General features: G+C 55.4%; 32 protein-coding genes. 24 read left to right on the top strand and 8 right to left on the bottom strand.

All coding sequences use genetic code 11. The annotated features are described in order from the left end of the window. Position 1: 1 nt before the first annotated feature. The 11 genes from ACOWVD_RS06885 to ACOWVD_RS06835 all read left to right on the top strand — a co-directional run bounded on the left by ACOWVD_RS06885 (position 2) and on the right by ACOWVD_RS06835 (position 9,755). Positions 2 to 1,069 (top strand): hypothetical protein, encoded by a 1,068-nt coding sequence (locus tag ACOWVD_RS06885; protein WP_421105526.1) that lies wholly within the window; start codon positions 2 to 4, stop codon positions 1,067 to 1,069. Beyond that, positions 1,070 to 1,948, top strand: coding sequence for a hypothetical protein (locus ACOWVD_RS06880; RefSeq protein WP_421105525.1), 879 nt, complete (start codon positions 1,070 to 1,072; stop codon positions 1,946 to 1,948). It begins immediately after the preceding gene. Between the two features lie 63 nt (positions 1,949 to 2,011). Then, a complete protein-coding gene (locus ACOWVD_RS06875) occupies positions 2,012 to 2,803 on the top strand; it encodes a hypothetical protein (RefSeq protein WP_421105524.1) in 792 nt (263 codons plus the stop codon). Further along, the gene (locus ACOWVD_RS06870; protein ID WP_060450619.1) at positions 2,803 to 3,186 is read left to right on the top strand and encodes a hypothetical protein; all 384 of its coding nucleotides are present in this window, start codon (positions 2,803 to 2,805) and stop codon (positions 3,184 to 3,186) included. The genes ACOWVD_RS06875 and ACOWVD_RS06870 overlap by 1 nt, the downstream gene beginning before the upstream one ends. A 52-nt stretch (positions 3,187 to 3,238) precedes the next feature. Continuing rightward, positions 3,239 to 3,997 (top strand): Gp138 family membrane-puncturing spike protein, encoded by a 759-nt coding sequence (locus ACOWVD_RS06865; protein WP_421105523.1) that lies wholly within the window; start codon positions 3,239 to 3,241, stop codon positions 3,995 to 3,997. Then, positions 3,994 to 4,344 carry a hypothetical protein gene (locus ACOWVD_RS06860; protein ID WP_015377530.1) on the top strand — a complete coding sequence of 117 codons (351 nt, stop codon included), beginning with the start codon at positions 3,994 to 3,996 and terminating at the stop codon, positions 4,342 to 4,344. The genes ACOWVD_RS06865 and ACOWVD_RS06860 overlap by 4 nt, the downstream gene beginning before the upstream one ends. Next, a complete protein-coding gene (locus tag ACOWVD_RS06855) occupies positions 4,337 to 5,527 on the top strand; it encodes a baseplate J/gp47 family protein (RefSeq protein ID WP_421105522.1) in 1,191 nt (396 codons plus the stop codon). Before ACOWVD_RS06860 ends, ACOWVD_RS06855 begins: the two co-directional genes overlap by 8 nt. Continuing rightward, on the top strand, positions 5,524 to 6,102 hold the full coding sequence (locus ACOWVD_RS06850) for a DUF2612 domain-containing protein (protein ID WP_421105521.1): 579 nt from the start codon (positions 5,524 to 5,526) through the stop codon (positions 6,100 to 6,102). The genes ACOWVD_RS06855 and ACOWVD_RS06850 overlap by 4 nt, the downstream gene beginning before the upstream one ends. Then, positions 6,103 to 7,038, top strand: coding sequence for an H-type lectin domain-containing protein (locus tag ACOWVD_RS06845; RefSeq protein WP_421105520.1), 936 nt, complete (start codon positions 6,103 to 6,105; stop codon positions 7,036 to 7,038). Between the two features lie 24 nt (positions 7,039 to 7,062). Continuing rightward, complete coding sequence (locus ACOWVD_RS06840) at positions 7,063 to 9,033, top strand: sialate O-acetylesterase (RefSeq protein ID WP_421105519.1); 1,971 nt, start codon at positions 7,063 to 7,065, stop codon at positions 9,031 to 9,033. Further along, on the top strand, positions 9,033 to 9,755 hold the full coding sequence (locus ACOWVD_RS06835) for a hypothetical protein (RefSeq protein ID WP_273874697.1): 723 nt from the start codon (positions 9,033 to 9,035) through the stop codon (positions 9,753 to 9,755). The genes ACOWVD_RS06840 and ACOWVD_RS06835 overlap by 1 nt, the downstream gene beginning before the upstream one ends. Before the next feature lie 26 nt (positions 9,756 to 9,781). On the opposite strand, the gene ACOWVD_RS06830 is transcribed toward ACOWVD_RS06835, so the two are convergent. Beyond that, positions 9,782 to 10,066 carry a hypothetical protein gene (locus ACOWVD_RS06830; RefSeq protein WP_273874698.1) on the bottom strand — a complete coding sequence of 95 codons (285 nt, stop codon included), beginning with the start codon at positions 10,064 to 10,066 and terminating at the stop codon, positions 9,782 to 9,784. A gap of 163 nt (positions 10,067 to 10,229) precedes the next feature. After that, positions 10,230 to 10,328 carry a YoaK family small membrane protein gene (locus tag ACOWVD_RS06825; protein ID WP_031221779.1) on the bottom strand — a complete coding sequence of 33 codons (99 nt, stop codon included), beginning with the start codon at positions 10,326 to 10,328 and terminating at the stop codon, positions 10,230 to 10,232. Positions 10,329 to 10,838: 510 nt separating this feature from the next. Here ACOWVD_RS06825 and ACOWVD_RS06820 point away from each other — a divergent pair. Continuing rightward, complete coding sequence (locus ACOWVD_RS06820; protein ID WP_049240251.1) at positions 10,839 to 11,243, top strand: hypothetical protein; 405 nt, start codon at positions 10,839 to 10,841, stop codon at positions 11,241 to 11,243. On the opposite strand, the gene ACOWVD_RS06815 is transcribed toward ACOWVD_RS06820, so the two are convergent. Beyond that, entirely contained in the window at positions 11,240 to 11,458 is a 219-nt protein-coding gene (locus ACOWVD_RS06815; protein WP_004940942.1) for a hypothetical protein, read from the bottom strand. The two genes, ACOWVD_RS06820 and ACOWVD_RS06815, sit on opposite strands and share 4 nt — an antisense overlap. A 74-nt stretch (positions 11,459 to 11,532) precedes the next feature. Further along, positions 11,533 to 11,883, bottom strand: a complete 351-nt coding sequence (locus ACOWVD_RS06810) for a hypothetical protein (protein ID WP_421105518.1) — start codon at positions 11,881 to 11,883, stop codon at positions 11,533 to 11,535. 248 nt (positions 11,884 to 12,131) lie between these two features. Here ACOWVD_RS06810 and ACOWVD_RS06805 point away from each other — a divergent pair, with 248 nt between their 5' ends. From ACOWVD_RS06805 to ACOWVD_RS06785, 5 genes are all read left to right on the top strand, one after another. After that, positions 12,132 to 12,482, top strand: coding sequence for a DUF4377 domain-containing protein (locus ACOWVD_RS06805; protein ID WP_004940949.1), 351 nt, complete (start codon positions 12,132 to 12,134; stop codon positions 12,480 to 12,482). A gap of 183 nt (positions 12,483 to 12,665) precedes the next feature. Continuing rightward, a complete protein-coding gene (gene fabV, locus ACOWVD_RS06800; protein WP_049240250.1) occupies positions 12,666 to 13,865 on the top strand; it encodes an enoyl-ACP reductase FabV in 1,200 nt (399 codons plus the stop codon). Between the two features lie 226 nt (positions 13,866 to 14,091). Continuing rightward, positions 14,092 to 14,310, top strand: a complete 219-nt coding sequence (locus tag ACOWVD_RS06795) for a hypothetical protein (protein WP_075685386.1) — start codon at positions 14,092 to 14,094, stop codon at positions 14,308 to 14,310. Positions 14,311 to 14,481: 171 nt separating this feature from the next. Beyond that, positions 14,482 to 14,787: a hypothetical protein gene (locus tag ACOWVD_RS06790; protein ID WP_004940954.1), complete on the top strand. Its 306-nt coding sequence runs from the start codon at positions 14,482 to 14,484 to the stop codon at positions 14,785 to 14,787. Positions 14,788 to 14,835: 48 nt separating this feature from the next. After that, entirely contained in the window at positions 14,836 to 15,171 is a 336-nt protein-coding gene (locus ACOWVD_RS06785; RefSeq protein ID WP_004940957.1) for a hypothetical protein, read from the top strand. 37 nt (positions 15,172 to 15,208) lie between these two features. On the opposite strand, the gene dcuR is transcribed toward ACOWVD_RS06785, so the two are convergent. From dcuR to ACOWVD_RS06770, 3 genes are all read right to left on the bottom strand, one after another. Further along, positions 15,209 to 15,928, bottom strand: a complete 720-nt coding sequence (dcuR, locus tag ACOWVD_RS06780) for a two-component system response regulator DcuR (RefSeq protein ID WP_004940959.1) — start codon at positions 15,926 to 15,928, stop codon at positions 15,209 to 15,211. Next, positions 15,921 to 17,534, bottom strand: a complete 1,614-nt coding sequence (locus ACOWVD_RS06775) for a sensor histidine kinase (protein WP_171403463.1) — start codon at positions 17,532 to 17,534, stop codon at positions 15,921 to 15,923. The genes dcuR and ACOWVD_RS06775 overlap by 8 nt, the downstream gene beginning before the upstream one ends. Positions 17,535 to 17,659: 125 nt before the next feature. Further along, entirely contained in the window at positions 17,660 to 18,502 is an 843-nt protein-coding gene (locus tag ACOWVD_RS06770; RefSeq protein WP_015377543.1) for a class I fructose-bisphosphate aldolase, read from the bottom strand. A 484-nt stretch (positions 18,503 to 18,986) separates the two neighbouring features. Between ACOWVD_RS06770 and ACOWVD_RS06765 the strand changes: the two genes are divergently transcribed. The 5 genes from ACOWVD_RS06765 (at position 18,987) to ACOWVD_RS06745 (ending at position 24,419) form a co-directional block, all read left to right on the top strand. Further along, on the top strand, positions 18,987 to 19,916 hold the full coding sequence (locus ACOWVD_RS06765; protein WP_015377544.1) for a sugar ABC transporter substrate-binding protein: 930 nt from the start codon (positions 18,987 to 18,989) through the stop codon (positions 19,914 to 19,916). 75 nt (positions 19,917 to 19,991) lie between these two features. Further along, positions 19,992 to 21,476, top strand: coding sequence for a sugar ABC transporter ATP-binding protein (locus ACOWVD_RS06760; protein WP_015377545.1), 1,485 nt, complete (start codon positions 19,992 to 19,994; stop codon positions 21,474 to 21,476). A 15-nt stretch (positions 21,477 to 21,491) separates the two neighbouring features. Then, positions 21,492 to 22,532, top strand: coding sequence for an ABC transporter permease (locus ACOWVD_RS06755; RefSeq protein WP_004940978.1), 1,041 nt, complete (start codon positions 21,492 to 21,494; stop codon positions 22,530 to 22,532). 63 nt (positions 22,533 to 22,595) lie between these two features. Beyond that, positions 22,596 to 23,516, top strand: coding sequence for a sugar ABC transporter substrate-binding protein (locus ACOWVD_RS06750; RefSeq protein ID WP_421105517.1), 921 nt, complete (start codon positions 22,596 to 22,598; stop codon positions 23,514 to 23,516). A 138-nt stretch (positions 23,517 to 23,654) separates the two neighbouring features. Beyond that, entirely contained in the window at positions 23,655 to 24,419 is a 765-nt protein-coding gene (locus ACOWVD_RS06745; RefSeq protein WP_004940984.1) for an SDR family oxidoreductase, read from the top strand. Positions 24,420 to 24,465: 46 nt separating this feature from the next. Here the strand turns inward: ACOWVD_RS06745 and metQ are convergent, their stop codons facing one another. Further along, positions 24,466 to 25,281, bottom strand: a complete 816-nt coding sequence (gene metQ, locus ACOWVD_RS06740) for a methionine ABC transporter substrate-binding lipoprotein MetQ (protein ID WP_015377546.1) — start codon at positions 25,279 to 25,281, stop codon at positions 24,466 to 24,468. A 236-nt stretch (positions 25,282 to 25,517) separates the two neighbouring features. Here metQ and ACOWVD_RS06735 point away from each other — a divergent pair, with 236 nt between their 5' ends. Beyond that, positions 25,518 to 26,036 carry a hypothetical protein gene (locus ACOWVD_RS06735; RefSeq protein WP_015377547.1) on the top strand — a complete coding sequence of 173 codons (519 nt, stop codon included), beginning with the start codon at positions 25,518 to 25,520 and terminating at the stop codon, positions 26,034 to 26,036. Positions 26,037 to 26,184: 148 nt separating this feature from the next. Continuing rightward, a complete protein-coding gene (locus ACOWVD_RS06730; protein ID WP_015377548.1) occupies positions 26,185 to 26,610 on the top strand; it encodes a universal stress protein in 426 nt (141 codons plus the stop codon). Positions 26,611 to 26,625 lie beyond the last annotated feature (15 nt).

Below are 26,625 nucleotides of genomic sequence, written 5' to 3'. Positions count from 1 at the left end.
CATGAGTCAGAACTGGATGCGGCATTTTGAGCTGCAGCTGCTGGACCAGCAGGGCAGCGGCATCAGCCTGTCAGATTTTAAAGTCACTTTCCGCATTGAGTGGGCCGATACGCGGTGGCCGCGCGTCGCCAACATCAAAATTTACAACCTTTCGCCGGATACCCAAAACCGGATTCTGGGCAGCGAGTTTTCTAAAATCCGCATGATTGCCGGCTATGATGGGATAGCCCCAGACGCAGACGCCAGTCAGGTCGGCGTAGCGCGGCCGGTAGACCCGGCGAAATCCGGCCAGCGGGACGGCCAGAACTTTGGCCTGATTTTTGAGGGAGATCTGCGCTTCACGATCACCGGCAAAGACAACCCGACCGATTCCTGGGTGCTGATTCAGGCCGTGGGCGATCATGAGGCGTTTCTCTATGCGACGGTGAACACCACTCTGGCCGCCGGTTATACCGTGTCTGACGTGTACAATGCCGCCCTGAAAAGCTTCAACGCCTACGGTATCACCCAGGGGATCACTGGAACTTTTCCCGATACGGTTTTTCCTCGCGGGCTGGCGCTGTTCCAATCCGCGCGCGATGTCATGGACTCAGTTGCCGGCATGTGTAAGGCCACCTGGCAGCTGATCGACGGCAAGCTGCAGATGGTCAACGAGAACAAATACATTCACGAGGCTATCGTGCTGAACAGCGAAACAGGGCTGATCGGCATGCCTCAGCAGACGATGGGCGCCGGCGTTAATGTGCGCTGCCTCATCAACCCGAATATTCGCATTAATGGCCTGATCCAACTCGACCAGGCATCAGTTTATCGAACAGCACTATCCGACAGTGAGATCGCCCAATCCGGTGGCCGCATCAGCGAAACCGACCAGAACGGAAATCGAGTTGTCGCCGGTTCCCTGCAGCAGCCCGCCAGCATTGCGACGGACGGCGTGTATATCGTGAAAGCGATCGACTATACTGGCGACACACGGGGCCAGGCGTGGTACATGGATCTGATGTGCTTCGCGCGCGGCTCGGCAGATTTGATAAGTCAATCAACCCTATCTCGCTCTGGAGGGAGTTAAGTGAGAAAAAATAAATGGTGCTCCCGAGCCATTGTTTCACTGTCATGTTACGTTGTTCTCTCTGGCTGTACCTCCCTTGGCGCCAGTTCCGACACAGATGCCATGTATAAAAAACGCCCAGGATGGGCTCAGCTAAAAATTTTAGCCTCTGATGATTGCAACACATGGAAGAATGGAGGCAACTCATTGATAAATTGGAGTGGAGAGGAATGCTCTCCAAATGGGTTGATAAAATCCATCAATAAAAACCCGGGAATCATTCCGGTATTTTATGCGGCCTATCACGAATATGGACATGATGGCGTCAGAGCAATAGATGTGAGGGATACTTCAAAACTGAATTATTTAAATTTTGCTCATGACCTTTCAAAGCAAGTTTCATCGTCATCTGTTGTTTCCAGGATTTATGGCGATTACGTTATAGATAGAAAGGCGATGGGGTTGAGTGAAGTTTCTCAAGCACATTTTGTTGAAAAACTAAACGAATTTTCTTTGCAGAAAGATGCCATATACCAAGAGATGAACAGGGTAGCCAAAGTTGATTTTGACAGGGGCAATGCATCCACCCGCGCAGAAAAACTCGGTGTAGACTATAAAACCGTTTGCGGTCCGTTCACGATTGATCTCTCTCCGGATGATGGCTGGTCTCGCATCAATGGCGCGAAACCAGAGTCGCAAAAAATTAGGCGAATAGGCCCAGGTAAAGGTGTCGAAAATGTTAAAATGGAGTGGCGAGTGGCTACCAACCAGCCTGGAAAATGGCTTGGGCTGGAGTTCATCAAGCGTGATGGTAAAGCCTTTTTAAATGCCCAATTGCTTCAGGCCAGCATGGACGCGCCGCGCCAGTATGCTACCTATGATTGCGAGAAAGTTAAGTGATGGATGCATAGGGAATGGGATGTTACTATCTTTGGCATGTGAGTATGTGTATTGAAATTTACTATGCAACCCAAAACGCAAAGATCAAAAGACATTCAGACCGTCAATCGTGTTGTTAAGACCCTCAGGCCTTATCTATGCTTTGAGGATGAGATCACTGTATTTGTTAAAGAGAGAATAAAAAAGCAAATCAGTGAAGTTAAAGATAAAGGGTTATGGTTGACAGCTAACTCTCTTTATCATTTTACATTGGGTGACGTCGAGAAAGGAATTGAGAATGCTGAGAAGTCACTTAGCTTTATGCCAAGTGATATAGTTACATGGCGACATTATACTCTTGGTATGTTTTGGCGTTGTGGCGCAGTCGGCGCTTTAAAGGTTGCTAAGCGAGCAGTTGAAGCAACTCATAGTCCGTTAATAGCACATGATGCATATTTTTATGCATCTGCAGTGGCTGACTATCAGTATTTTCTTGATATGCATAAATTTCTCATTAAGACGAAAACTTACGATGATTTAATTGAAGAAGAGCAGAAGGTGAGTATGCAAAGAAGTTTTGAGTTTGCATCAATTTCTGATCAATATAAGAAGAACGAGATTATAAAAAACATCTCTGTTCTTATGTATGAAAAATTATCATTGGAGCAGAAACTAGAAACAACCAATAGGCTCGTGGATTTAACCGATGATGATGGTGAGCCTGAGCTTCTTTTTGAATTGTATGTTAATAACGCGAGTGCCGAGTCATGTGCAGCTATGAATGTTGAGCTGGTGACGGAAAGAGCCAATAACGGTTTAAATGACTGGAGTGTCGGAGCTGTTTTTTTAGGCTATATTAGAAAGGATGGCGAATAATGTCAGTGACACCGAACGACTTCCTTCTTTTCGCCGCCGAGCCTAAATCTGCAACAGAAGAAATGGCAATAAGAAACTCGGTAAGCCGTGCTTACTACTCTGGTTATCTTCATGCCAATCAGAAGGCTGAGAGTGCAAAAATATCTCTTCCTGCGGTTAGTGGTGGAGTGCATGCTCGTTTGATTAGTGCCTTCGAGAAAGGTCTTTGCGACACATTGTGTGGTGGATTGAGTAAAGAAAACCAATCCGAAATAGCGGGCCTGCTGAGTTTGACCAAAAAATTGAGAACAAAGGCAGATTACAGGCTTCACCTCACGGTTAATGAATCAGAAAAAGCCACTGCAATCGCTAGCGCTAAAGCTATACAAAAGCTTCTCGCGTAATAAACCATCTTAAAACAACCCGCTTCGGCGGGTTTTTTTATGGGAAAAATTCATGCCCGTATCCCTCACATCTCAAATCGGCGATAAGCAGCAGGCCGACCAGGCGCTGATCGACGCCATCAACGCGGGAATGCGCGTATCGATCCCCGGCATCATTCAATCCTTCGATGCGGATACGGTTACCTGCGTTGTCCTGCCGGCCATGAAAGGTTACGAGCCAGAAAGCGCCGGCGGCGGAAATTCTGCCAGCCTGCCGCTGCTGGTAGATGTGCCGGTTATGTTCCCGCGTGGCGGGGGCGTTACGCTCACGTTTCCGGTCAAGGCGGGTGATGAGTGCCTTCTTGTGTTTGCCGACCGTAGCATCGATTTCTGGTGGCAAAACGGCGGCGTGCAGGAGTCGGCCGCCGAACGAATGCACCATCTGTCTGATGCTTTCGCTATTGTCGGTCCGCAGTCTCAGGCCCAGAAAATCAGCGGTATCAGCACCAGCGCCGCGCAGCTGCGCACCGACGATGGCACCGCATTTATCGAACTCGACCCAGGCAGCCATGCCGTTAACGTCACCACGCCAGGCAAGCTGACCGCCAGCGCGCAGGGCGGCACGGAGATCAACTCCCCCGAGATCGTACTCAACGGCAACGTGACGATTAACGGCAACCTGTCGCAGGGCATGGGTGACGGTGGCGGCACGGCGACAATGCTGGGGCCGGTCAACGTGACGAACGACGTCAACGCCGGGGGCATCAGCCTGCAGACGCACAAGCACGGTGGTGTAGAAACTGGCGGCGGCCAGACGGGAGGCCCGCAGTGAGATACCGGAAAGAAGACAAGAACGGCGATTACAGTTTCGGGCGCGGCGAGGGTGATTTCTTCATTAACACGCCCGAGGCTGTGGGCATGGCGGTGATCAGCCGCCTGCAGCTGCGAAAGGGCGAGTGGTTCCTCGATACCACCGCCGGCACCGACTGGACGCAGATACTCGGCAAATACACGTCGGGCCTCTATGACATCGTGATCCGCGAGCGCATCCTCGGCACGCCGAACGTGACCGAGATCGTCGAGTACCAGAGTCAGCGCGATGTCGATACGCGCGACCTCCTGATCACCGCCACGTTAAACACCGCCTTCGGCCAAACCTCGGTAACAACCTATGTATGAAGACATTATCGATTCGATGCTGCCAAAAATAACGGCGGCAGGGATGAGCGCGCCTGAATTCCAGACCATCCTCACCGGCTGGCAGACGATTTTTCGCGGCATCTATGGCGATGACATCTACATCGAGCCGGACAGCAAAGACGGCGTGCTATTGTCGCTGATCGCCTACGCGATGCACGGCGGAAACAATGCGGCGATCGCCACCTGGAATGCGTTTAGCCCGGCGACCGGCACCGGCGCGGGGTTGGCGAGTAACGTCAAAATCAACGGCATCAGCCGCAAAGCTCCGTCAAATTCCACGGTGGACGTGCGTCTGGTCGGTCAGGTCGGGACGGTTATCCGTAATGCATCGGTGCGCGACAGCGCCGGGAACTTGTGGGATTTACCGGCAGAGGTGGAGCTCGATATTCACGGCCAGGCGGTGGTAACCGCGACGGCACAGAAGGCGGGCGCCATCACCGCGCTGCCCGGCGATGTTTCGCAAATCGCTACACCGACGCGCGGCTGGCAATCCGTCACGAACCCTGAAGCGGCCACCGCCGGCAAACCGGTGGAAAATGACGCCGAACTGCGCCAGCGGCAGGCGCTCAGCGTCGCGCTACCGTCCCGAACTGTCATGGAGGGGCTGATAGGCGCCATTGCCAATATCACCGGCGTGACGCGCTATAAGGGCTACGACAACGACACTTCGGAAACCGACATCAACGGCGTGCCGGCGCATGCGGTTTCGATGGTTGTTGATGGCGGCGACGCTGAAGAAATCGCCCGGATTATCGCGATAAAAAAATCGCCAGGCGCCCCGACGTTCGGCACGACGACGGTGATCGTCAAGGACGCCTACGGCGTTGACAAACCCATCCATTTTTTCCGGCCAACCAAAGTCCCGATTTACGCCGCCATCAAGATAAAAGTGCTCCCAGGTTACACCAGCGACATTGGCGAGGATATTAAAGCGGCGGTGGCCGACTACATAAACACGCTGTACATCGGCGACACAGTCTATTTCTCGCGGCTCTATGTGCCGGCCAACCTCGGCAACACCGCCAGCGGGAAAACCTACGACCTGATGACGGTGAGCATCGGCAAAGATGCGGTCGTGATGAGTGAGGTCAATATTCCGATCCTGTTTAACGAGTCTGCGACCTGTTCGCCGGAGAATATCGCAATTATCACGGTGGCATGATGACCAACAAATACACCGCATTAATACCCGCGTATCACTGCCAATTCCCCAAATACTTCGCCACCGCCAATGCAGTTACCGAGGCGTTCTCGCGCCAACAGGACAGCACTCGCGGCATCGTGCCGGCCTTTGACCTCGACAATGCCATTGGCGCTCAGCTCGATGTTATCGGCCTGTGGGTGGGGCGCGGGCGGCGCATACGCGCGCCGGCAGTGAACCATTATTTTTCGTTCGATGATCCGGAGCTGGGGTTTGACCTGGGCTCATGGAGGGGGCGCTACGACTCCGGCGACGCCTACATCGACCTGGACGACGACACCTACCGCACTGTGCTGCGCGCAAAAATTGGCGCCAACAACTGGGACGGGACGGTAGAAACGTTGCCGGCGGTGCTGGCGGCAATTTACCCGGACGGCGGGATCGCAATCTCGTTTACCGACAACCTCGATATGAGCATGACGATCACCGCCCGCGGTGAGGCCATACCGGCAATTACCAAAGAAATTATTAGGCAAGGTTATCTCTCGATAAAACCGATGGGGATCACCGTCAATTACGAAGTAGTGGAGGGATAAATGGCGAAGAATGATTTTAAGCCGTTTGCAATCGGCGAATTTTCAAACGTGATTTCGCAAGCGGATTATGAGGCACTGCCCGCTGTTGGCGCTGGGTTTAATACCGGCATTGCGAGAAGCGAACAGCTTAATAAAGTGTGGCGCCAGTCTTCTGTGATGGCTGCTGTGCTCGGCAATTTTATTGGAGAGCAATCAGGTGACGACGTTCTTGATGATGGTGACCTGAATAAATTAAAGCTCTCACTGGAAAAAGCGATTTTTCAATATCTGACAAACTCAGAGGCTGACGATCGGTATGTTTTAAAAACGACCAAAGTAAACGAAAAGGAGCTTAGCGGCGATATCACTCTCGGCCCCGATGATATAAAGGCATACCCTAAAACCGGTGGGGAACTGAATGGATTTCTGACGTCTAACGGGAACATTACGGTAAAGAATGGCAATTTTATAGCGTCAAATGCGAGCTATTATTTCCATGATTCCGCCGGTAACATTCTCGGTTATTTGCAAATGAATAACCTCGGTGATTTCGTCTTTCGATCTGTTAAGTCTGGAAAGGGGTTTGTGCTCGGTGCCGATGGTAACGTCAATATTGATTTAGGTGGCGGTCATTTCTCAGAAGGCGGCGTTCGAGTCTATAGCCCCGATAATAAGCCCGATGAGCTTCATGTTGACGGTGCCAGCTGGTGGTCGCAAGATTCAAGCGGAAAGATAACTCAGGGCGGGGTTGTCAATCGCTCCGCTAATTCAAATCCGGTTTCATTCAGCAAACCATTCCCCAATGCAGTGCTATCAATTCAGTTGACGCTACGAGACGTGACCTCGTCGGGTGGCTCGACTGACAATATTATTGCGCAGAACGTAACAAATAGCGGATTCACCACCTGGATGAATACTAACGAGCTATCTGCATATTGGATGGCTGTAGGGTATTAACCTCATTTATTAGAGAATTAAATCATGTCAAATAATGGTTTGCCGGTCACTGACGTGGTAGGGGTTTCTGTGTCTCTTGGACAGCGCCGCACTGCCGGGGCTTCTTCTGGTGATGCCTATGCACAGGCTGCACAGAATAGCGCAGTAAATGCCGCTGGCTCCGCTGCCCATGCTGAGCAGTCGGAATTATCCTCTGCTGAAAATGCCGAAAATGCGAAGGCATCAGAAATTAGCGCGGCGGAATCAGCACAATCAGCAAAAGCAGATGCGGAGATCGCACAATCAGGATCTAATGCATATCCCAGTGCCGCCGCAGCTCAGGCAGCAATAGATGAAGGAACAGAAACCCGGCAATATTTCCCCGTCTGGGGACTTGTAGGTGGGGATATATGGACAGAGCGCTATGAGAACGTTAACGGATTGGCAACCCCTACAGGGGATATATTAGCCACTAGAATTAGTTTTCTAGAATTAATCAACTCAATTTACAATTTCCAAGAACAATCCGCAAAATCACTTGCGAATACCGCTATGTTTAAAGGGAGTGGGGTATATCCATTGCTTGCTGACAAAAATAATAATATTGCTCTTGGTTATGATGATAACAAAGGGGCGATTGTTGGTGTTGATGTTCAAAGCGAAGCGGTATTAAAGGCAAAACTATCCGGTGTTGGAATGTCTCTTTATCGTGGTGCGGGTGATATTGTTCCGATTATCGGAGGCAATAACAATGGCATTGCTTTAGGTTACGACACGAAAAAAAATGAACTGGTTGGCTTGTTCCCTGAAAGTGCCACATTAGATCAAAACAGACTTCCTTTTAAAACCGCAGACGCGAAAATTAACTTTTTGCTGGCATATGGTCAGTCGCTATCAACTGGCGTGTTTGCTCAATCTGTTTTATCACTAACTCAACCATACAATAATATAACGTTTTCAAGCGGTGTTCGTGGCAATGGTGGTGATTTTTCTGGGGTCAAACCGTTAGTAGAGGATTCAAAAACACCGACGCCAGATGAACAGGCGAGTGTTGGTGAAACTGTTTGCTCGGGTGCAGCTAATTACGCCAGCCTATCGATGTATAGGGAGAGCGGCGTTAATCCTGCTGATCATGTCATATTTTCGAGCACAGCAGGGCACGGAGGTTATACGATTTCCCAGCTAGCGAAAGGCTCCGCTTGGTATAACTCGCAATTCATGGCCCACCTGCGCGGGGCAGCGAATTTAAATAATGACATCGCGCTACATGCGATAGCGTGGCTACAAGGGGAGACTGATAGCATTAATTCCAGCTACACAAAAGCGGCGCATCTGGCCGCACTGGAGAAACTGCAAAAAGACGTTACCGAGGACGCTCAGGCAATAACTGGGCAGGGTAGTCCGGTAATGTTTCTGACGTATCAGCATAGTTCTCGTGTAAAACTAAACGATGCTGTTCCGCTAGCACTGTTGGAAGCATGCCAGACTAGCGATTTCTTTTATTTTGTTGCGCCAACCTATGCATTCCCGCATTACTCCGACGGACTTCATCTGATGGCCGCTGGTTATAAGTGGATTGGGGCTTATTACGGGCGAGCATATAAGCAAGCGGTAATTGACGGGAGGAAGCCGCTAACTATTATGCCGAAAGGAGCGACTTATTTAGGCAATAAAGTCACGGTTAGATTCTATGTCCCAGTGTCGCCGCTCGTTCTCGATACTGCAAATTTGGCTAGCACCAAAGATTTCGGTTTTGCTGTTTCAGGGAAAACAATAACCTCGGTTGAGGTTTCTGATGGGGACTCTGTAGTTATTACACTTGATTCTAATATAACAGGTGTTACCCAAGTGAGTTATGCGTTTGAAAATTTGGCTCCTTCTTTGAACATATCAAACGGAGCTAGCGGAAACTTGAGGGACTCATGTTCAGATACATGCATTATTGATGGGGTGGTCAAGCCAATGTTTTACCTTTGTCCGCATTTTAAATTAAACGCTATTAGCGAGGTAATATAATGAGCAACATGTTTATTAGGATTCAGGCAAATGTCCCGCCAACAGTCGGTAAGATAAACCCGAGCGACATTGATTTATTTCTACCTTACGACCCAGAGGCGCTGGCATTCTGGAACTTCACTAGCGGATCGCTCGTATCTGCCAACTCTCAATCGCAGGTGTTAACTGCACAAGGCGGTTACTCGCTTACTGATAATGCTTTGGTTGCGAAAACTGGCGGGAGTAATAACTTGCTTACTTCATATATAGAAAGTGGGGAGTTTTCATTTTCAGGTGTTATCGATATGAGTCAGGCCACGAGTGCTGCAATGGTAATTGCAGGTAATTTCATGTCCTCGCCAGAGTCAGGGGCGGCTATTTATTTGACTGGGGCTGGTAAATTAGCGACGCGTGCAGCGTCTAAAATCTCCATTCTGGATGACCTTCCTGACATGACGAAGCCACTGTTTTATGCTGTGTCCGTGAGCGCATCCACGCCATTGCTTTCTGTCGTAATTAAGCAACCTGGCAGGTTGGATTTCTCTGCTACGGGTGCATTTTTCCCATCACCGTATGTTAGCTCTACGTCACCATTGCTGATCGGAAGTCTTGCCGGCGGGCAAAGCTCGAACGTAAAAACGTATGAGTTTGCAATCTACAACGAAGCACTCTCTCTCGAGGGGTTGAACCGAAAATATCTTGAAGCACAGGTTAGAATGAAGGGGGTTGCCATCTCAATTTAACTTGATGTCGGGACGGGCCCCGGCGGCTATAGATGGTTGCTAAATTTAGCGTCCCAGCCAACGTATCTCCAAGATTTTAAGGTTGGGGTGCTGTGCTCTGGATCGCTAATGAGTGAGCCTTTATCAACTAATCTTGAGCATGCTGCTCTAATTTGTGAAGATGAGAATTCCCTATTTAGCAGCAAGCCAATTTGTCGGGTGTTGAGTCGAATTGGAAAACCTTTGCCAAATTTATCACGCATGGTTTCAGCGTGCTTTTCAAATGCCTTAAGGATTTCGTTTTCAATTATTTCATAATTTAATCTTGCCACTTGAAACCCCCGTTATTTGGTCCTATATAACGTTTGCTGCCCCGTCGCCGGCCTCGTAGTGTTCAGTTAGGTTGAGCATCGGCTGGGGCAGCACCTATCACTTGTAAAGCACATCAAAATTGAACTATGGCCGCAGCTCTGCGGCCTCTTACCAGACCTATCATCACTTCCCAGGCATTGCATATCCGCCGATGATGAACCAAGCTAGGAGCACTACAGCCGCCACGATGATGGCGACGGGGAACAGGTATCCGATCTTCATGATTTTCTCGTTATCTGGTGGCACATTCCGCCCAAAACATCATGCTAGCACCTATCAGCTTTGATGTCCGGTCATTGACACTGTGATCATGGCCGAAATTCTCCCGAACCGATCCGAGAACTTTGGTAAACGACTGAAATTAAAGAAAGGAAATGTAAGGTATAGCAGGGGTTGTGAAAAGTTTTTTCTTGTTAAGTGGTTGTTTTTAATCGTTATTGTTATTATTTGCGTATAAAGGAATCGTATTCGGTCTTTTTTTGTGTGATTGATTTATAAGAAAATTCCACTTAAGACGCCAATAAAATTCTGGTTTCTCTTTCCAGTCGTAACACCTCAGCCCGATCTCCGGCTCCACACACCACCCGCACCTATCGCTAATTTAGCCGCACCAAAAGTCATTACGTCATTTATGGCGTTGATAAGCTTCGGCCATTGCTTCAATCAACGGTTTAACGAGAGTGTCATTATGGGAAATATCCCGGCATCAGGCGCTATAAAAGGTAACCCGCAGTGAACGAGCAACTGAGTCAATTAAAGATGATGTTGCCCGGCTATCTCAATGCGTGGCGTGAGGGGGCCTTACCCTCTGACTGGGGGCTGGTGGCTAACCCTGAAGTGGTTGCCGCCCTGTTGGCGGAGTGGGAGGCGCTAAGCGAGTTGGCGTCTCGGTTCGAAACCGCCACTGAAGCCCCCTCCGAACCGGCCGCGTTTTGGCAGGCGCGCGCCGAGCTGATGGCGCAGCGCAATCGTGAGCTTATGGCCCAACTGGCGACGCCAATCCGTTTGCCCGGCGCACGGGTGGCCTTTTTTGGCTATGTGAAAACGGCCGTGATGGACGCCAGGCAGGTTAAGGCGGCGATTCGCGATGCCGGTTTTATCGTTGCGGGCGGCGCCCCCAACGAGAACACGGCTTAACGCGGTTTCTTCTCAAATTTCTCGGCAAAAAAGAACCGCAGCAATTTATGGGTCCACAGCAGGATGGCGCCAACCACCACCAGCGAGACGACGAAATGCGACAGATTTTTAGGCGCGGCGTAGCCGTGGGTAAAGGAGACCCCCGCGCCGCTGAGCAGCAGGGTGGCGATCCAGAAGCCGAGCAGCAGGCATAAGGTACGAAACAGTTTAAACATGGTTATCACCAAAAATACGGAAAGCACCGACCGAACGGAGAGGCTCTGTCGGAGCTTTGATTAATTAAAACCGCTTAGCGCGAACAGGTATTGCCGCCTTTACTGCTATTGTTATTGCAGCTGCTGCCGCTGTTTTTGTTGCCGCCTTTCCCCATGCCGACGTTGCCGGCGCCTTTGCTGCCTTCCTTGAAGCAGCCGCCGTTGAGCGCGCCCACCGCCAGGCCGCCAAGGCCGCCCAGAGAGCCGGTGATCACGCCGTTAACGCAATCCGGCGAGGTGTGCTTGCCGTAGAATCCCTGATTGGATGACCCGCCTCCGTTCTTGTTGCCGCCGTTGTTGTTGACGCGGCCATTGCTGCTGCGGTTGTCGCCAAAGTTACCGGCGCCGGCGATCAGGTGAAAGTGTTTGGCATCGATCTCTTGCATAAAATTCCCTCTTTATCGATTCAGTTAGATTCAGTAAAGCTTGCGCAAGCCAGCTGTTTTTAACAGAAAAAATAGCGGGGGTAATTACCGGTTCGGATAAGAACAGGGGGTTTATTTTGCGATATTTTCCAGACTGATAGAGCACAGAGGAATGATATTTAGGGCGTGTGGAACCGTAGCGCTATCTGTTCTCTTGGGTCGGTTAATTTGTTAGCATGGCGCCCCTGGATGACTATTGGTGCAGTACATTGAAAATTAAAGCGTTGTTATTTGTTGCGTTGGCCGCGCTGGCCGGCTGCAGCCAGGAGGGAACCTCGATGAATCAGCCCGCAAACGAGAAAGGCGGCCAAACGGAAGTGTTGCTGGTGAACAGCGCGCTGGTGGACTGCGTGGGCGTCGGCCCGATGAAGTGCATGCAGGTGCGCCGCTCCGCGCAGCAGCCGTGGGAGTTGTTCTATACCGGCATCGAGGGCTTCACCTTCGAACCGGGCTATCAGTATCGATTGAAAGTGCGCGTCACCCCGGTGGAGAACGTACCGGCCGACGCCTCATCGCTGCGTTACACGCTGATTGAGCAGCTGGAAAAGAACAAGGCGTGACTCTCGACGGGCCGGGTTATCTCAACCCGGCCTGCCATGATTATCCCTTTGCCATCATGACATGTCTCGGCGGTGGGCTTTCCGACTGGTCTGTTCACTGCGCTTGTTTTCGCACTTTCTTAAGTATATCGAGAAAATCAGGTATATTGTCCTTCGGTTTTTAGCTACCAAGAAAAAATTACTATGATTATCAAACCTAAAATTCGTGGTTTTATCTGCACCACCGCTCACCCGGCAGGCTGTGAAGCCAACGTCCGTGAGCAAATCGCCTACGTTAAGTCACGCGGCGAACTGAAAAACGGGCCTAAAAAGGTGCTGGTCATTGGTGCATCCACCGGTTACGGTCTGGCCTCGCGCATCAATGCCGCTTTCGGCAGCGGTGCGGCCACCATCGGCGTATTTTTCGAGAAGCCTGGCAGCGAAGGCAAAACCGGTTCCGCCGGTTGGTACAACTCCGCCGGTTTCGACAAGGCAGCTAAAGAAGAAGGCCTGTACGCGAAAAGCATCAACGGCGACGCATTCTCCAACGAGTGCCGTCAGACCGTGATCGATCTGATCAAAAAAGACCTGGGTCAGGTTGACCTGGTGGTTTACTCGCTGGCTTCGCCGGTGCGTAAGATGCCGGAAACCGGCGAAGTGGTGCGTTCCGCACTGAAGCCGATCGGCGAGCCATACAAATCCGTCGCGCTGGACACCAACAAAGACGTGCTGGTTGAAGCCGTGGTTGAGCCGGCCAACGAGCAAGAAATCGCCGACACCGTGAAGGTGATGGGCGGCCAGGACTGGCAGCTGTGGATGGACGCGCTGGACGAAGCGGGCGTGCTGGCGGATAACGCGCAGTCGGTCGCTTACTCCTACATCGGTACCGATCTGACCTGGCCAATTTACTGGCACGGTACGCTGGGCAAGGCGAAAGAAGATCTGGATCGCGCGGCGCACGCCATCAACCAGAAGCTGCAGGCCAAAGGCGGCGCGGCTTACGTTGCGGTGCTCAAGTCGGTAGTGACTCAGGCTTCCTCCGCCATTCCGGTGATGCCGCTGTATATCTCCATCGTGTTCAAAATCATGAAGGAGCAGGGCATTCACGAAGGCTGCATCGAGCAGATCCAGCGTCTGTTCGCCACCAAGCTGTACAGCGGCGTGGCGCCGGACACCGACGAGAAGCACCGTCTGCGTCTGGATGACTGGGAACTGCGCGACGAAGTGCAGGAAACCTGTCGTGAAATCTGGCAGCAGCTGAACGACAACAACATCAACGAACTGACCGATTACCAGGGCTACAAGGCGGAATTCCTGCGCCTGTTCGGCTTCGGTCTGCAGGGCGTTGACTACGACGCCGATCTGAGCGGCGAAGCCAATTTCGATGTGATCGAGCTGGTCTAAGCGCGTCGAGCGGTCAAACAAGGTCGGGTTAGCCCGGCCTTTTTTATTGCCTGCGAATTATCGGGTGGCTAAGCGAAAATGTTTATTTCGGGTTAACAGAGGAACCGGGTGGTTAACATCGGCAGTCGGATGGTGAAATAACGGCGGTTATTAAACTAAAGAAAGTCATTTTTTATTTACCCTTGCCGCCGGCTGCGGGTATTTTATTTCCTTTAAGGAGAAAGCTATGACATGGCGTTATTGTGCCACGGTATCGTTGTTTTTGTTGAGCGGCTGCAGCGCGATCCAGCCAACGTCGACGTCCCCGGACTGGTCTCAGCCTCAGCCGGCCACGCGGGAACAGCGGCAACGCATCATGGCGGGTGAGTCTGCCTCGTCGGTATTGCATGAAGGTAATATCGGTATTGGCGGCACGTTAGATGGGGCGAAAATATTCGATCGTTAAACCGCTAAATATATTCAGCCAAATTAATGCGCGCATTCTGCCGATATTGCCGGAGGGTTTACCTTTCCTGCGTTATTCTGCCGTGGCTTGACCATTCATTGCGTTAGCAGACAATTCGTTTTCCTTATAGGGAACCGCCGGTTTATTTCGGCGTAATCAAAGGAGTTGCCCATGACGAAGAACATGGCCGCGATCTTTCTCTTGCTGTTGCCGCCGCTAAGCCAAAGCGCCGGCGCAGCGCGCTACGACAGGCCGTGCGAAGGAGTGTCGCCGGTGCTGTTTCAAAAGCGCCTGAAAGCGCTGGCGCAGGATCTGCGTCAGGAAATGAGCGAGGAAGCGCCGCCGACAGAGCGCGATGCGGAAGAGCTGGCGCGGTTGGCGGAGTGCGCTATCGAGCCCGGCAAAGCGCCCGTTACCGGCGGGCAGCGCGTCTCCCGTTCAGAGGAAAAGCCGACGGCATCGCCGAACGGTTGCTGAGCCGGCGTGTACGCAGAGTCTAGCGATGTAATGTAAAAGGAGTCATTGATGAAAAGGATCGTGTTGGCCGGCGTGGCCTTGTGTTGTTCCAGCTTCGCGCAGGCGCGGGTGGATCTGGAATACCATGCGGCGGCGCCGAAGGACAGTAAGGTCACCGAGGAGTACCAGAAAAAGCGCGACGCATTGCGCCACAAGGTGTGGAATGTCGATAACCTGACGCTGGCCAACGAGCAGGCGATTGCACGCGAACAGCAGCGCGAAGCCGCAGAGACCGCCGAGCGGCAGCAGCGGAACCTGGAACAGCAGCAGAAAAAGCAGCGCTGCCTGCGCAGACACTCGAAAGATCCTCATCCCGAGGCTAAGTGTTACATGCACAACTTCTAACCTTTAACGTCCGGGCGCTTTCTGCGCCCGACGTCGTTTAGGCCGGGCGGCAATGCTCTTTCAGCATGGCGATCGCGTCCGGTTTCAGCTGATACAGATAGACCGGCCGGCCGGTGGCGCCGTACAGAATACGGGTGCCGAGGATGCCGCTCTCCGCCAGATAGATGAGGTACTTGCGGCAGGACACCCGCGAAATGCCAATGGCGTTGGCCAGATTGTCGGTAGAGAATTCGCTGTCGTGCTGCTGTTCGATCCACTCGCACACCGTGCTCAGGGTGATGCTGGTCAGGCCCTTCGGCAGCTTTTTGCTCTCCTGGCCGCCGGGCTGGCGGCGCAACAGGCTGTCGACGTCGGCCTGCGAAAACTCGCGTTGCGCCAAGAGCTGTGACTGCTGCCGGTAGTGGCTCAGCGCCTCCTTGAAGCGGCTGAACTGGAACGGCTTGATCAGATAATCCACCACGCCGTAGTGCAGCGCTTTTTGCACCGTGTTCACGTCGCTGGCGGAGGAGATGATGATCACATCGGTCTTTTCGCCGAGTTCGCGCAGGCCGGGCAGCAGATCCAGCCCATTCTCCTGCTGCATGTAGATATCCAGCAACACCAGATCGATGCTGACGCTGGCGTCGGCCAGCAGGGCGCGCGCCTGGCTCAGGGTCGCGACCGTCGCCTGGCAGTGAAAACCGCCGACCTGGCTCAGGTAGTATTTGTTCAGCTCCGCCACCATCGGGTCGTCGTCGACAATCAGTACGTTAATCATGGGCTCTGCTCTTGGCCTGATAGGGAAGGTGCACGAAAAATTGGGTCAGCTCGCCCGGTTCGGATTCGAAATCGATGCTGCCGCCCAGTTTCTCCAGATGGCTGCGGATCAGCGCCAGGCCGATGCCGCGTCCCGTTCCCTTGGTGGAAAATCCGTGTTCGAAGATGCGCGCGCCGATCGCCGGATCGATGCCGGGGCCGTCGTCGCTGACGATACAGTGTAATTGATCGTCGTGATGATGGAAGCTCAGGCCGATCTCGTGGCCCTCAACGCCGTCGATGGCGTCGATGGCGTTTTCGATCAGGTTGCCGAGCACGCTGATCAGCACGTGGGTGGTTTCCGCATCGTCGGTTTCCGGCAGCAGGCTGGTTTCCTCGATGGTCAGTTCGATGCCGGCCTCGTGGGCGCGGCTGATCTTGCCGATGAAGAAGCCCGCTACCTCCGGCGAATGGATCTTGCGCAGCAGCGCGCCGATCTCTTCCTGGTAGTTGCTGGCGGTGTTGATGATGTAGTTTTCCAACTGCTGATAGGCCTTCATATGCAGCATGCCGAGTATCACATGCAGCTTGTTCATAAATTCGTGCGACTGCACCCGCAGGGCGTCGGCGTAGTGCGCCATGCCGCTCAGCCGCTGCAGCAGGCGGCTGATCTCGGTCTTGTCGCGGAAGGTGGCGATGGCGCCGGTCACCTGGCCGTTGACGATCACCGGCACGGTATTGGTCAGCAGTTCGCTGCCGTTGAAGCTGATCTGCCGATCGCGCAGCGGTTCGCCGCTGGCCAGCACCTCCGCCAGATGCAGCTGCGCCGGCCAATGTTTGCTGGCGGCTTCCAGCAGCAGGTTTTCCACCGGCCCGCTCTGGCGCAGCAGGCGCTTGGCTTCGTCATTGACGATGGTGATGCGGGATTCATTATCGACCGCGATCACGCCTTCTTTAATCGATTGCAGCATGGCATTGCGCTGTTCGAACAGGTTGGAGATTTCGTGAGGCTCAAAACCCAGCATGATGCGTTTGAGCGCAGAGACCAGGAAAAAGGTGCCCAGGCTGCCGACCAGGGCGGCGAAGGCGATGGTCCAATAGATGATCCATCGGCTTTCCGCCACCACCCGCTGCACGGTGTCCAGCGCGATGCCGAGCGCCACCACGCCGATTTGTTTTTTCTGATCGTCATACACCGGCACGAACACCCGCAGCGCCGGAGCCAGCGTGCCGCGGTTGATGGCGCTGTTGACGTTGCCTTGCAGCGCGGGCGCCAGATCGTCGCCGATAAAATGCTTGCCGATCAGCCAGGGTTTAGGGTGCGAATAGCGGATGCCCTGCATATCCACCACCACCACGAACAGCAGCTCGTTTTGATGGCGCACCTGCTCGGCGAAGCGCTGAATGGCGCCGCTGTGATCGCGCCGCTGCAGGCCGTCGATCACGGTGTTGGAGAGCGCCAGCGTGTTGGCGACGGCGATGGCTTTTTGCTGCAGCTGATCTTGCCCCTCGCGGCTCATCTGCACGAAAAACAGCGCGAACACCACCAGCAGCACCGAAGCGATGATGGCGGACACCATCAGCGTGATGGAGGTGCTCAGCTTGAGCGGCACCCGTTGTTTTGGCATGGCGGTTCTCCGAATGGCGATATCACGGCGTATTCTAGCGAGGAATGCGGCAAGCTGCAGTTACCGGCAGCAGGTTATAGCACGCTGCCGGGGTGCGGAGGGGTTATTTTAGTTACAAAAGCGGGTTACTGCTGGTGGTAGATCTCCAGCGCCTGTTGGCCGCTGGCGCCCTGATGGATGATCGCCATCAGGGCGCGCACCACCTGCGACGGGTTGCTGTGTTGATAGACGTTGCGGCCATAGACCATGCCGGAGGCGCCCTGGGCCATCAGCGCGGCGGATTTCTCCAGCACCGGGCCCAGCTCTCCTTTGCCGCCGCCGCGCACCAGCGTCGGGCAGCGCGCCGCTTCCACCACGCGGTGGAAATCTTCCACCCGATCGGTCGGATCGGCCTTGATGATGTCGGCGCCCAGCTCGCGCGCCAGTCGCACCAGCGGCACGATCTTCTCCACGTCACCCAGCGATCCGTAGGCGGCGCCCTGGCCGGCCGGGGCCATCACCAGCGGTTCGATCATCAGCGGCATGGCGTAGCGATCGCAGGCGTGGCGCAGGCGGCCGATGTTTTCTACGCACTGGCGGAAAATGCCGGGTTCATCCGGGATCATATAGAGGTTGACCACCACCGCGGCGGCGTCCATTTGCAGCGCGGCCAGGATCGGCGCTTCCGGGTTGTGCAGCACCGCCCACATTTCGCGGTGGCGTGCGGCGTTATAGGCGTTGCCGACGTCGGTGCGCATCACCAGCGCCGGTTTTTCGCGCTGCGGCGCGCGCTGCAGCAGATCCGCCTGCCCGTAGTTGACCTGAATCGCGTCGGGGCGCGCGGCGATCAGGTTGCCCATCACCCGTTCGATATCTTCCAGCCCGATTAAAAAATCCGGTTCGTTGGCGATGCCGTGATCGATCGCCACATCCAGGCACTTGCCGTTGTTGAACAGGCGGTTCATCCGCACCTTACTGCTGAGCTGCATGTCAGGTCCTCCTGAGATAGGGATATGTCCATTATTGCCGAGTAAGGATGGTCGGGAAACGCGGAAACCGCAAACTGCGCGCCCGCTCGCAGTTTTTGCCGGCGCACGAAAGGGGAACGCTCGCGGGCGGCTTTCATTTCATTTGTTAGATCCATGTCATGTTTTTGTTAATAAGCCATTCCAAAACGCATGTTTCGCTTGTTTGGGTTAAAAAGTTTCAATAGTCTAAATTATGAAATAAACATTTAAAAAAGCAGCGAAGACGCGGCTTGCTCCACCAGGGGTTTATTTCAATTGATTGTTTTTAATCTATTTTGAGATATCGATCACCATTTTGTTCACGGCCTTAATACGGCAATAACGCGGTAATTTCGCCGTATCAAAGGGATAACACCGACCGTATTGTTGTTTGAATGTAAAAAATATTTTTCATTAGCTGTCAACCAACAGACCTCTTCATTCTAACGATTAAAGGGTAACGAACATGAAGCTGAAGAAATTGATCGCCGCCTCGGTACTGATGTGCATGCTGCCGGCCAGCGTGTTGGCGAAAGACATCAAGATCGGCGTTTCCATGGCTTACTTCGATGACAACTTCCTCACCATTCTGCGCCAGTCGATGCAAAGCAAAATGAAGGCCGACGGCAACGTCAGCGGCCAGTTCGAAGACGCCAAGGGCGACATCGCGCAGCAAATTCAACAAATCGAAAACTTCGTCAGCCAGGGCGTCGACGCCATCATCCTCAACCCGGTGGATACCCAGGGCGTCAAGCCGATGATCAAACTGGCCGAGAACGCCAAGATCCCGCTGGTGTTCGTCAACCGCAAGCCGGAAGTGACGCTCCCGGCCGGCATGGCCTACGTCGGCTCCGATTCCAAGCTGGCCGGCAAACTGCAGATGGAAGCGTTGGCCAAGCTGATGAACGGCAAGGGCAACGTGATGATCCTGATGGGGGAACTGTCGAATGAATCGACCCGTGACCGCACCCGCGGCGTGGAAGAGGTGGCGGCCAACTATCCCGGTATCAAGATTGTCGATAAGCAAACCGCCAAGTGGACGCGTAAAGATGCGGTGGATATCACCACTGACTGGGTGCTGACCGGCCAGCAGATCGACGCTATCGCTTCCAACAACGACGAAATGGCCATCGGCGCCATCCTGGCGCTCAAGCAGGCTAAAAAGTCCGGCGTGCGGGTGGCCGGCGTGGATGGCACGCCCGATGCGCTGGAATTCATCAGAAAAGGCGATCTGGCGCTGAGCGTGTTCCAGGACGCCAAAGGCCAGGGCGAGGGTGCGGTGCAGACCGCCGTTCAACTGGTGAAAGGCGAGAAAGTGGAGAGCAACGTGCTGATCCCTTACCAGCTGATCACCCAGGCCAATTACCAGCAATTCGCCGATAAAAACAAGAAATAAGCCTTGAAGCCCGCCGCGGGCGCCGGTGTGGGGCGAGCGCGGCGGAAAACGTGGGTCAGTGCGGAGGTAAGCGGTATGTACCCTTATGTTCTTGAGGCCGAAGGCATCAGCAAGCAGTTCCCCGGCGTCAAAGCGCTGGATAAGGTCTCGATTAAAATCAAACCCGGCAGCGTGCACGCGCTGATGGGGGAAAACGGCGCAGGCAAATCGACGCTGATGAAATGCCTGATCGGCATCTACCACCCGGATGAAGGCTCGATAAAAATCAAAGGCCGGCCGGTCACCTTCAGCGACACGCTGCAGGCGCTGCATTCGGGCATTTCCATGATCCACCAGGAGCTGAACCTGGTGCCTTATATGACGGTAGCGGAAAACATCTGGCTGGGGCGCGAGCCGGCGCGGTTGGGGTTCGTCAACCACGAGCAGTTGAACGAGAACACCCGCGAGCTGCTGGCGCGGCTGAACATCAAACTGCAGCCGGACACGCTGGTGGGCGAACTGAGCATCGCCAACCAGCAGATGGTGGAGATCGCCAAGGCGGTGTCCTACAACGCCGACGTATTGATCATGGACGAACCGACCTCGGCGCTGACCGAAGGTGAAGTGGTGCACCTGTTCGCCATCATCCGCGAACTGCGCGAGCAGGGCAAAGGCATCATCTATATCAGCCACAAGATGGACGAGATCTTCGCCATCACCGACGAAGTGAGCATTTTCCGCGACGGCACTTTCATCGCCTGCGACAAGACCGAAAATCTGACCAAACAGTCGCTGATCACCATGATGGTGGGGCGTGAACTGACGCAGATGTTCCCCAAATTCAACAACAATATCGGCGAGGAAGTGCTGCGGGTGGCGGGGCTGCGCCGCAGCGGCTGGTTCCACGACGTGTCGTTCAGCGTCAAACGCGGCGAGATCCTCGGCGTCGCCGGGCTGGTGGGCGCCGGGCGCAGCGAAGTGATGGAAAGCCTGTTCGGCATGCACCCGGCGGAAGGCGGCGAGATCTTTATCGAGGGCCAGGCGGTGAAGGTCGATTCCCCGGCGAAGGCGATCGAGAGCGGGTTGGCGTTCCTCACCGAAGACCGCAAAAAATCCGGCCTGTTTTTGGTGCTGTCGGTGGTCGAGAACATGAGCATCGTCAACCTGTCGGAATACATCGGCAAGAACGGTTTCGTCAGCCACGTGCAGATGGCCAAAGACTGCATGGATCAGATCAAAAAGCTCAACATCAAAACGCCGACCATGGATCAGATCATCAATAACCTCAGCGGCGGCAACCAACAGAAGGTGCTGATTGCGCGCTGGCTGCTGGCGCAGCCGAAAATCCTGATCCTCGACGAACCGACGCGCGGCATCGACGTGGGAGCCAAAGCGGAAATCTACCGCCTGATCAGCGAGCTGGCCAACCGCGGCGTCGCCATCATTCTGGTCTCCTCCGAGCTGCCGGAGATCCTCGGCATGAGCGACCGGGTGATGGTGATGCACGGCGGCCGCATCACCGGCATTTTGGACAAAGACGACGCGGATCAGGAAAAGATCCTGGCGCTGGCCTCAGAATAACGAAGGGTGAACATCATGAGTAACGTAAAGATTGAGAAGCCGCTCTCCGCCGATTCAACGAGCAAGGGAACGCTGTTCTCCGGGCTGAGCGGCAAAATGCCGAAGGATACCGGCATCTTCATCGTGATGCTCGGCATCGCGCTGGTCTTCGAAATCCTCGGCTGGTACATGCGCGATCAGTCGTTCCTGCTTAACCCGAACCGCCTGCTGCTGATCGTGCTGCAGGTGGCGATCATCGGCATCATCGCGGTGGGCGTCACCCAGGTGATCATCACCACCGGCATCGATCTCTCCTCCGGTTCGCTGATTGCGCTGACTGCGGTGGTGGCGGCCAGCCTGGCGCAGACCTCGGACAGCATTTCGCCGATGTACCCGGGGCTGCTCGATCTGCCGGCGGCGATCCCGATCGGCGCGGGGATTGGGGTGGGCATTGTCTGCGGCTTTATCAACGGCTTCCTGATCACCCGTACCGGCATTCCGCCGTTCATCGCCACGCTGGGGATGATGGTATCGGCGCGCGGTCTGGCGCAGTACTACACCAAGGGTAACCCGGTCAGCTTCCTGTCGGACGGCTTCACGTCAATCGGCCAGGGCGCGATGCCGGTGATCATCTTCCTGGTGATTGCGGTGATCTTCCATATCGCGCTCAAACACACCCGCTACGGCAAATACATCTACGCCATCGGCGGCAACATGACCTCGGCGCGGGTGTCCGGCATCAACGTCAACAAATATCTGGTGACGGTTTACACCATCGCCGGCGGGTTGGCGGGACTGGCGGGCGTGGTGCTGGCGGCGCGCGTCAGCAGCGGCCAGTCGAGCATGGGGATGTCGTACGAGCTGGACGCCATCGCTGCGGCGGTGATCGGCGGCAGCAGCCTGATGGGCGGCGTCGGGCGCATCACCGGCACGCTGATCGGCGCGGTGATCCTCGGCCTTATCAAAAGCGGCTTCACCTTTATCGGCGTCGATTCTTACATTCAGGACATCATCAAAGGCGTGATTATCGTCGCCGCCGTGTCGATCGACATGCGTCGCAACCGCAAGAAACACTGATTGCCGTGAATTGCCGCCGGCGCCAGGGTTGGCCGGCGGTGTTTTTTTACCGGGGGGCACATCATGAATTACCTGAAAGGGCTGTGGCTGGCGGTGGCGCTGTGTGCGTCCACCCCGGCATGGGCGCAAACCATCGGCGTATCGATGGCCTATTTCGACCAGAACTTCCTCACCATTATCCGCCAGGCGATCGACAAGGAGGCCAAGGCGCGCGGCATTACCGTGCAGTTCGAGGACGCGCGCGGCGACGTCGGCCGCCAGACCGACCAGGTGCAAAGCTTTATCAGCGCCGGGGTGGACGCGATTATCGTCGATCCGGTCAACTCGGCCAGCACGCCGGTAATGACCAAAATGGTGCAGGCCGCCGGCGTGCCGCTGGTGTACGTGAACCGCACGCCGGGCGACGCCAAACTGCCTCAGGGCGTGGTGTTCGTCGGCTCCGACGAGCGGGAGTCCGGCACGCTGCAAATGGAGGAATTGGCGCGGCTGGCCAACTATCAGGGCAACGTGGCGGTGATGATCGGCAACCTGACCGACGCCGGCACGCTGCAGCGCACCAAAGACGTGGAGCAGGTGGTGGCCAAATACCCGAACATGAAGGTGGTGCAGAAGCAGAGCGCCAACTATTCACGCAGTGAAGGCATGGATCTGATGATGAACTGGCTGACCAACGGCGAAGCGATCGACATCGTCGCCGCCAACAACGACGAGATGGCGATCGGCGCGATCATGGCGCTGCAGCAGGCGGGCAAGGCGGACAAGAAAGTGCTGATCGGCGGCATCGACGCCACGCCGGACGGCCTCAAGGCGCTGGCCTCCGGCAAGATGCAGGTCACGGTGTTCCAGGACGCGATCGGCCAGGGCAAGGCCTCGGTCGAGGTGGCGCAGCGCATGATCAACGGTGAAAAGCTTGAGCCGTATTACTGGATCCCGTTCGAGCTGGTGACGCCGGCCAATCAGGAGAAATACGCGGCCAAACCGTGAGTTCGCCGTCGGATCCGCGTTGCCGGGGCGCTGCTTGCAGCGCCTTTTTTATTGCGCCAATTGCATGTCCGCTTGCGGCCAGCGCGGCGTCGAACCTTGCCTCACACTGAGGATCTTTAAACAGCGTGAGGATGAGCGATGAACGCATTAAACGGCAAGGTGGCGGTGATCGGCGGCGCCAGTTCAGGGATCGGCAAAGCGGCGGCGCTGCTGTTCGCCCGGCAGGGGGCGGCGCTGGTGTTGGGCGCCCGGCGCGCGCCGCTGTTGGCCGAGCTGGTGGAGGACATTCGGCGCGAGGGCGGCCGGGCATTGGCGGTGGCGGGTGACGTGCGCGATGAAGCCTTCGCCGAACGGCTGACGGCGACGGCGGTCGACGAATTCGGCGGCCTGGATATCGCCTTCAACAACGCCGGCACGTTGGGGCCGCTGGGGCCGTCGCTGGCGCTCAGCGCGTCAGAATGGCGCGAGGTGCTGGAAACTAACCTGTCCAGCGCCTATTACGGCGCCAGGCATCAAATTCCCGCCATGCTGGCGCGCGGCGCGGGCTCGGTGATCTTCACCTCCACGTTCGTCGGCCACACCGCGGCGTTTCCCGGCACGGCGGCCTATGCGGCCGGCAAATCGGGGCTGATCGGCCTGACGCAGGCGCTGGCGGTGGAGTTTGGCGGGCGCGGCATTCGGGTGAACGCGCTGCTGCCGGGAGGCACCGATACGGCGATGGGGCGGCAGATGAGCAATACCCCGGAAGCCTTGGCGCAGGTGGCCGACCTGCACGCGCTGAAGCGGCTGGCGATGCCGGAGGAGATCGCGCAGGCGGCGCTGTATTTGGCGTCTGACGCTTCCTCATTTGTCACCGGCACCGCGATGCTGGTGGACGGCGGCGTGTCCATTCAGCGCGGCTGAGGTTGGCATGGCCCGTGGCCTGGCGCCACGGGCATACGGGAGAGAGTCACCAGCCTTTGACGGCGTCGCCCTTGTAGATTTCGGCGGCGCTGGCCGCCACTTCGTCGGTCTGATAGGCCTTGACCAGATCCTTCACTTTCTCGCTGTCTTTGTTGTCGATGCGGCTGGCGAAGATGTTGACGTACGGCGAGTTTTTGTCTTCGACAAACAGCCCGTCCTTGGCCGGCGACAGGCCAATCTGGCTGGAATAGTTGGTGTTGATGATCGCCAGCGTCACCTGTTGGTCGTCCAGCGCGCGCGGCAGCTGCGGTGCTTCAATCTCGACGATCTTCAGCTTTTTCGGGTTGCTGACGATGTCCAGCGCGGTCGGCAGCAGGCCGACGCCGTCTTTCAGGGTAATCAGCCCCTGTTTTTGCAACAGCAACAGCGAGCGGCCCAGGTTGGTCGGATCGTTCGGCACCGCCACCTGCGCGCCGTCCGGCAGCTGGCTGAGTGCGGTTATCTTCTTCGAATAGCCGGCGATTGGGTAGACGAAGGTGTTGCCCACCGCCGCCAGCTTGTAGCCGCGCTCCTGCATCTGCTTGTCCAGATACGGTTTGTGCTGGAAGGCGTTGACGTCCAGATCGCCGTTGTTCAGCGCTTCGTTCGGCAGCACGTAGTCGTTGAAGGTCACCACCTCCACGTCCAGATCATATTTCTGCTTGGCGACCTTTTGTACCACCGCCCACAGCGACTGATCGATGCCGGCGCTGATGCCGACCTTGATGTGGTGATCGTCCTGTGCGGTTGGGCCGCAGGCGGTCAGCAGCAGCGTGCCGGCGGCGGCCAGCGCCAGGGTGAGGTTTTTCAGCGTAAATGTCATTTTCCCAGGGTCCTTGTCAACATTGCCTGCTAATTTTGGCTGGCAGAATAGTGGCAGTGACTGTAGGTAATCGCTGGGCTAAAACAAAATACTGATTCACTATGACTCATAGCGATTAGCTATGAGCGGCCGCGGCCCGGTGCGGAGCGGATTGTTTTGACGGCGAATCGGCGGGCTTATTATGATAGCCGTTGGCCCGCGAGGGCAGACTGGGTACTGAAACGAAGGAAAAGACAATGCGATTGAACACTTGGAGCAAGGCGCTGCTGCCGCTGGTGGTGTTGGCCTGCGTCTCGGCGACTCAGGTTCGGGCGGCGGAAAGCGATACCGGGCCGATCCCCAAACAGCTGCTGGGCAACTGGCGCGTCAGCAAGATCGTGCCGACCCAGACCACCGGCTGCTGGGATCAACAGCAGGCACAGAGCCTGATCGGCGGCAAAATCAGCTACAAAGCGGATGCGTTCAGCTGGAACGGCACGGCGCTGAAAAGCGAAGGGGCCACCGTCAGCACCGTAGAAGCGCAGGAGTTTGTCGAGGACAATGCCGGCAGCAGCTCCTACATCGATTTCCCGATGCTGGGCATCAGCACGCCGTCGGTCGAGCGCGTGGCCATTCAGCACGCGGATACCGCCATCAAAGGCATCACCGATCAGGGCACCGATGGGGTGCCCGGCGATAACGTGCTGGTGAAAGATGCCAACACGCTGATCCTGTCGCTGTGCAACGTCTGGTTTGAGGCGCAGCGCGAGAAATAATTTTTTGCCTTCAGCCCCGGCGACGGGGCTTTCCCACTGCATCACCTCCCGCCACGAGCGCCATTTCTGAACTAAAATTAATCATAACGATATGACCCCAGCGTGATATCGGAGCCTCGGCTCAACCGAGTCCATGACAGGAGGCGCTATGTGTTACCACCATATTGTCATCGCCACCGATCTGAGCGATGACGGCAAACGGCTGGTCGAAAAAGGGGCGTTGCTGGCGGAGGCGCTGCAGGCCAAACTCTCGCTGATCTATGTGGACGTCCACTACGACACCTACCACGCGGCGATCGGCTTTTCGGAGCGCAGTTATGACGGCGTGCCGTTCGAAGAGAAGATCCGCAAAGAGCTGGAACCCACCACGCAAAACGTCAATTATCCGATCGCGGAAGTGATTATCGGGCGCGGCGGCTTCGTTGACGAACTGCGCACGGCGGTCGTGGACAAGAACATCGATCTTCTGGTGTTCGGCCATCACCACGATCTGTGGAGCAACCTGTTTTCTTCTACCCGCAACGCCATCAACCAGCTGAATATCGACGTGCTGGTGATCCCGATCCGATCATAAACGCGGGCCACCGCC

Origin of the sequence: Serratia sp. SA088 (assembly GCF_049065515.1) — a bacterium.
In the GTDB taxonomy this organism is placed as follows: Bacteria; Pseudomonadota; Gammaproteobacteria; order Enterobacterales; family Enterobacteriaceae; genus Serratia; species Serratia nematodiphila.
Note: the sequence above shows the minus strand (reverse complement) of the source record. Positions and strands in the feature narration are given on the sequence as shown.

Excerpts from the sequence above, each read along its gene's own strand:
- ACOWVD_RS06840 (WP_421105519.1), top strand. The coding sequence starts at position 7,063 with ATGTCAAATAATGGTTTGCCGGTCACTGACGTGGTAGGGGTTTCTGTG.
- ACOWVD_RS06730 (WP_015377548.1), top strand. The coding sequence starts at position 26,185 with ATGTGTTACCACCATATTGTCATCGCCACCGATCTGAGCGATGACGGC.
- fabV (WP_049240250.1), top strand. The coding sequence starts at position 12,666 with ATGATTATCAAACCTAAAATTCGTGGTTTTATCTGCACCACCGCTCAC.
- ACOWVD_RS06735 (WP_015377547.1), top strand. The coding sequence starts at position 25,518 with ATGCGATTGAACACTTGGAGCAAGGCGCTGCTGCCGCTGGTGGTGTTG.
- ACOWVD_RS06825 (WP_031221779.1), bottom strand. The coding sequence starts at position 10,328 with ATGAAGATCGGATACCTGTTCCCCGTCGCCATCATCGTGGCGGCTGTA.
- ACOWVD_RS06745 (WP_004940984.1), top strand. The coding sequence starts at position 23,655 with ATGAACGCATTAAACGGCAAGGTGGCGGTGATCGGCGGCGCCAGTTCA.
- ACOWVD_RS06795 (WP_075685386.1), top strand. The coding sequence starts at position 14,092 with ATGACATGGCGTTATTGTGCCACGGTATCGTTGTTTTTGTTGAGCGGC.
- ACOWVD_RS06875 (WP_421105524.1), top strand. The coding sequence starts at position 2,012 with ATGCAACCCAAAACGCAAAGATCAAAAGACATTCAGACCGTCAATCGT.
- dcuR (WP_004940959.1), bottom strand. The coding sequence starts at position 15,928 with ATGATTAACGTACTGATTGTCGACGACGACCCGATGGTGGCGGAGCTG.
- ACOWVD_RS06750 (WP_421105517.1), top strand. The coding sequence starts at position 22,596 with ATGAATTACCTGAAAGGGCTGTGGCTGGCGGTGGCGCTGTGTGCGTCC.
- ACOWVD_RS06885 (WP_421105526.1), top strand. The coding sequence starts at position 2 with ATGAGTCAGAACTGGATGCGGCATTTTGAGCTGCAGCTGCTGGACCAG.
- ACOWVD_RS06790 (WP_004940954.1), top strand. The coding sequence starts at position 14,482 with ATGACGAAGAACATGGCCGCGATCTTTCTCTTGCTGTTGCCGCCGCTA.
- metQ (WP_015377546.1), bottom strand. The coding sequence starts at position 25,281 with ATGACATTTACGCTGAAAAACCTCACCCTGGCGCTGGCCGCCGCCGGC.
- ACOWVD_RS06835 (WP_273874697.1), top strand. The coding sequence starts at position 9,033 with ATGAGCAACATGTTTATTAGGATTCAGGCAAATGTCCCGCCAACAGTC.
- ACOWVD_RS06755 (WP_004940978.1), top strand. The coding sequence starts at position 21,492 with ATGAGTAACGTAAAGATTGAGAAGCCGCTCTCCGCCGATTCAACGAGC.
- ACOWVD_RS06760 (WP_015377545.1), top strand. The coding sequence starts at position 19,992 with ATGTACCCTTATGTTCTTGAGGCCGAAGGCATCAGCAAGCAGTTCCCC.
- ACOWVD_RS06810 (WP_421105518.1), bottom strand. The coding sequence starts at position 11,883 with ATGCAAGAGATCGATGCCAAACACTTTCACCTGATCGCCGGCGCCGGT.
- ACOWVD_RS06770 (WP_015377543.1), bottom strand. The coding sequence starts at position 18,502 with ATGCAGCTCAGCAGTAAGGTGCGGATGAACCGCCTGTTCAACAACGGC.
- ACOWVD_RS06850 (WP_421105521.1), top strand. The coding sequence starts at position 5,524 with ATGATGACCAACAAATACACCGCATTAATACCCGCGTATCACTGCCAA.
- ACOWVD_RS06870 (WP_060450619.1), top strand. The coding sequence starts at position 2,803 with ATGTCAGTGACACCGAACGACTTCCTTCTTTTCGCCGCCGAGCCTAAA.
- ACOWVD_RS06775 (WP_171403463.1), bottom strand. The coding sequence starts at position 17,534 with ATGCCAAAACAACGGGTGCCGCTCAAGCTGAGCACCTCCATCACGCTG.
- ACOWVD_RS06765 (WP_015377544.1), top strand. The coding sequence starts at position 18,987 with ATGAAGCTGAAGAAATTGATCGCCGCCTCGGTACTGATGTGCATGCTG.
- ACOWVD_RS06815 (WP_004940942.1), bottom strand. The coding sequence starts at position 11,458 with ATGTTTAAACTGTTTCGTACCTTATGCCTGCTGCTCGGCTTCTGGATC.
- ACOWVD_RS06785 (WP_004940957.1), top strand. The coding sequence starts at position 14,836 with ATGAAAAGGATCGTGTTGGCCGGCGTGGCCTTGTGTTGTTCCAGCTTC.
- ACOWVD_RS06845 (WP_421105520.1), top strand. The coding sequence starts at position 6,103 with ATGGCGAAGAATGATTTTAAGCCGTTTGCAATCGGCGAATTTTCAAAC.
- ACOWVD_RS06855 (WP_421105522.1), top strand. The coding sequence starts at position 4,337 with ATGTATGAAGACATTATCGATTCGATGCTGCCAAAAATAACGGCGGCA.
- ACOWVD_RS06865 (WP_421105523.1), top strand. The coding sequence starts at position 3,239 with ATGCCCGTATCCCTCACATCTCAAATCGGCGATAAGCAGCAGGCCGAC.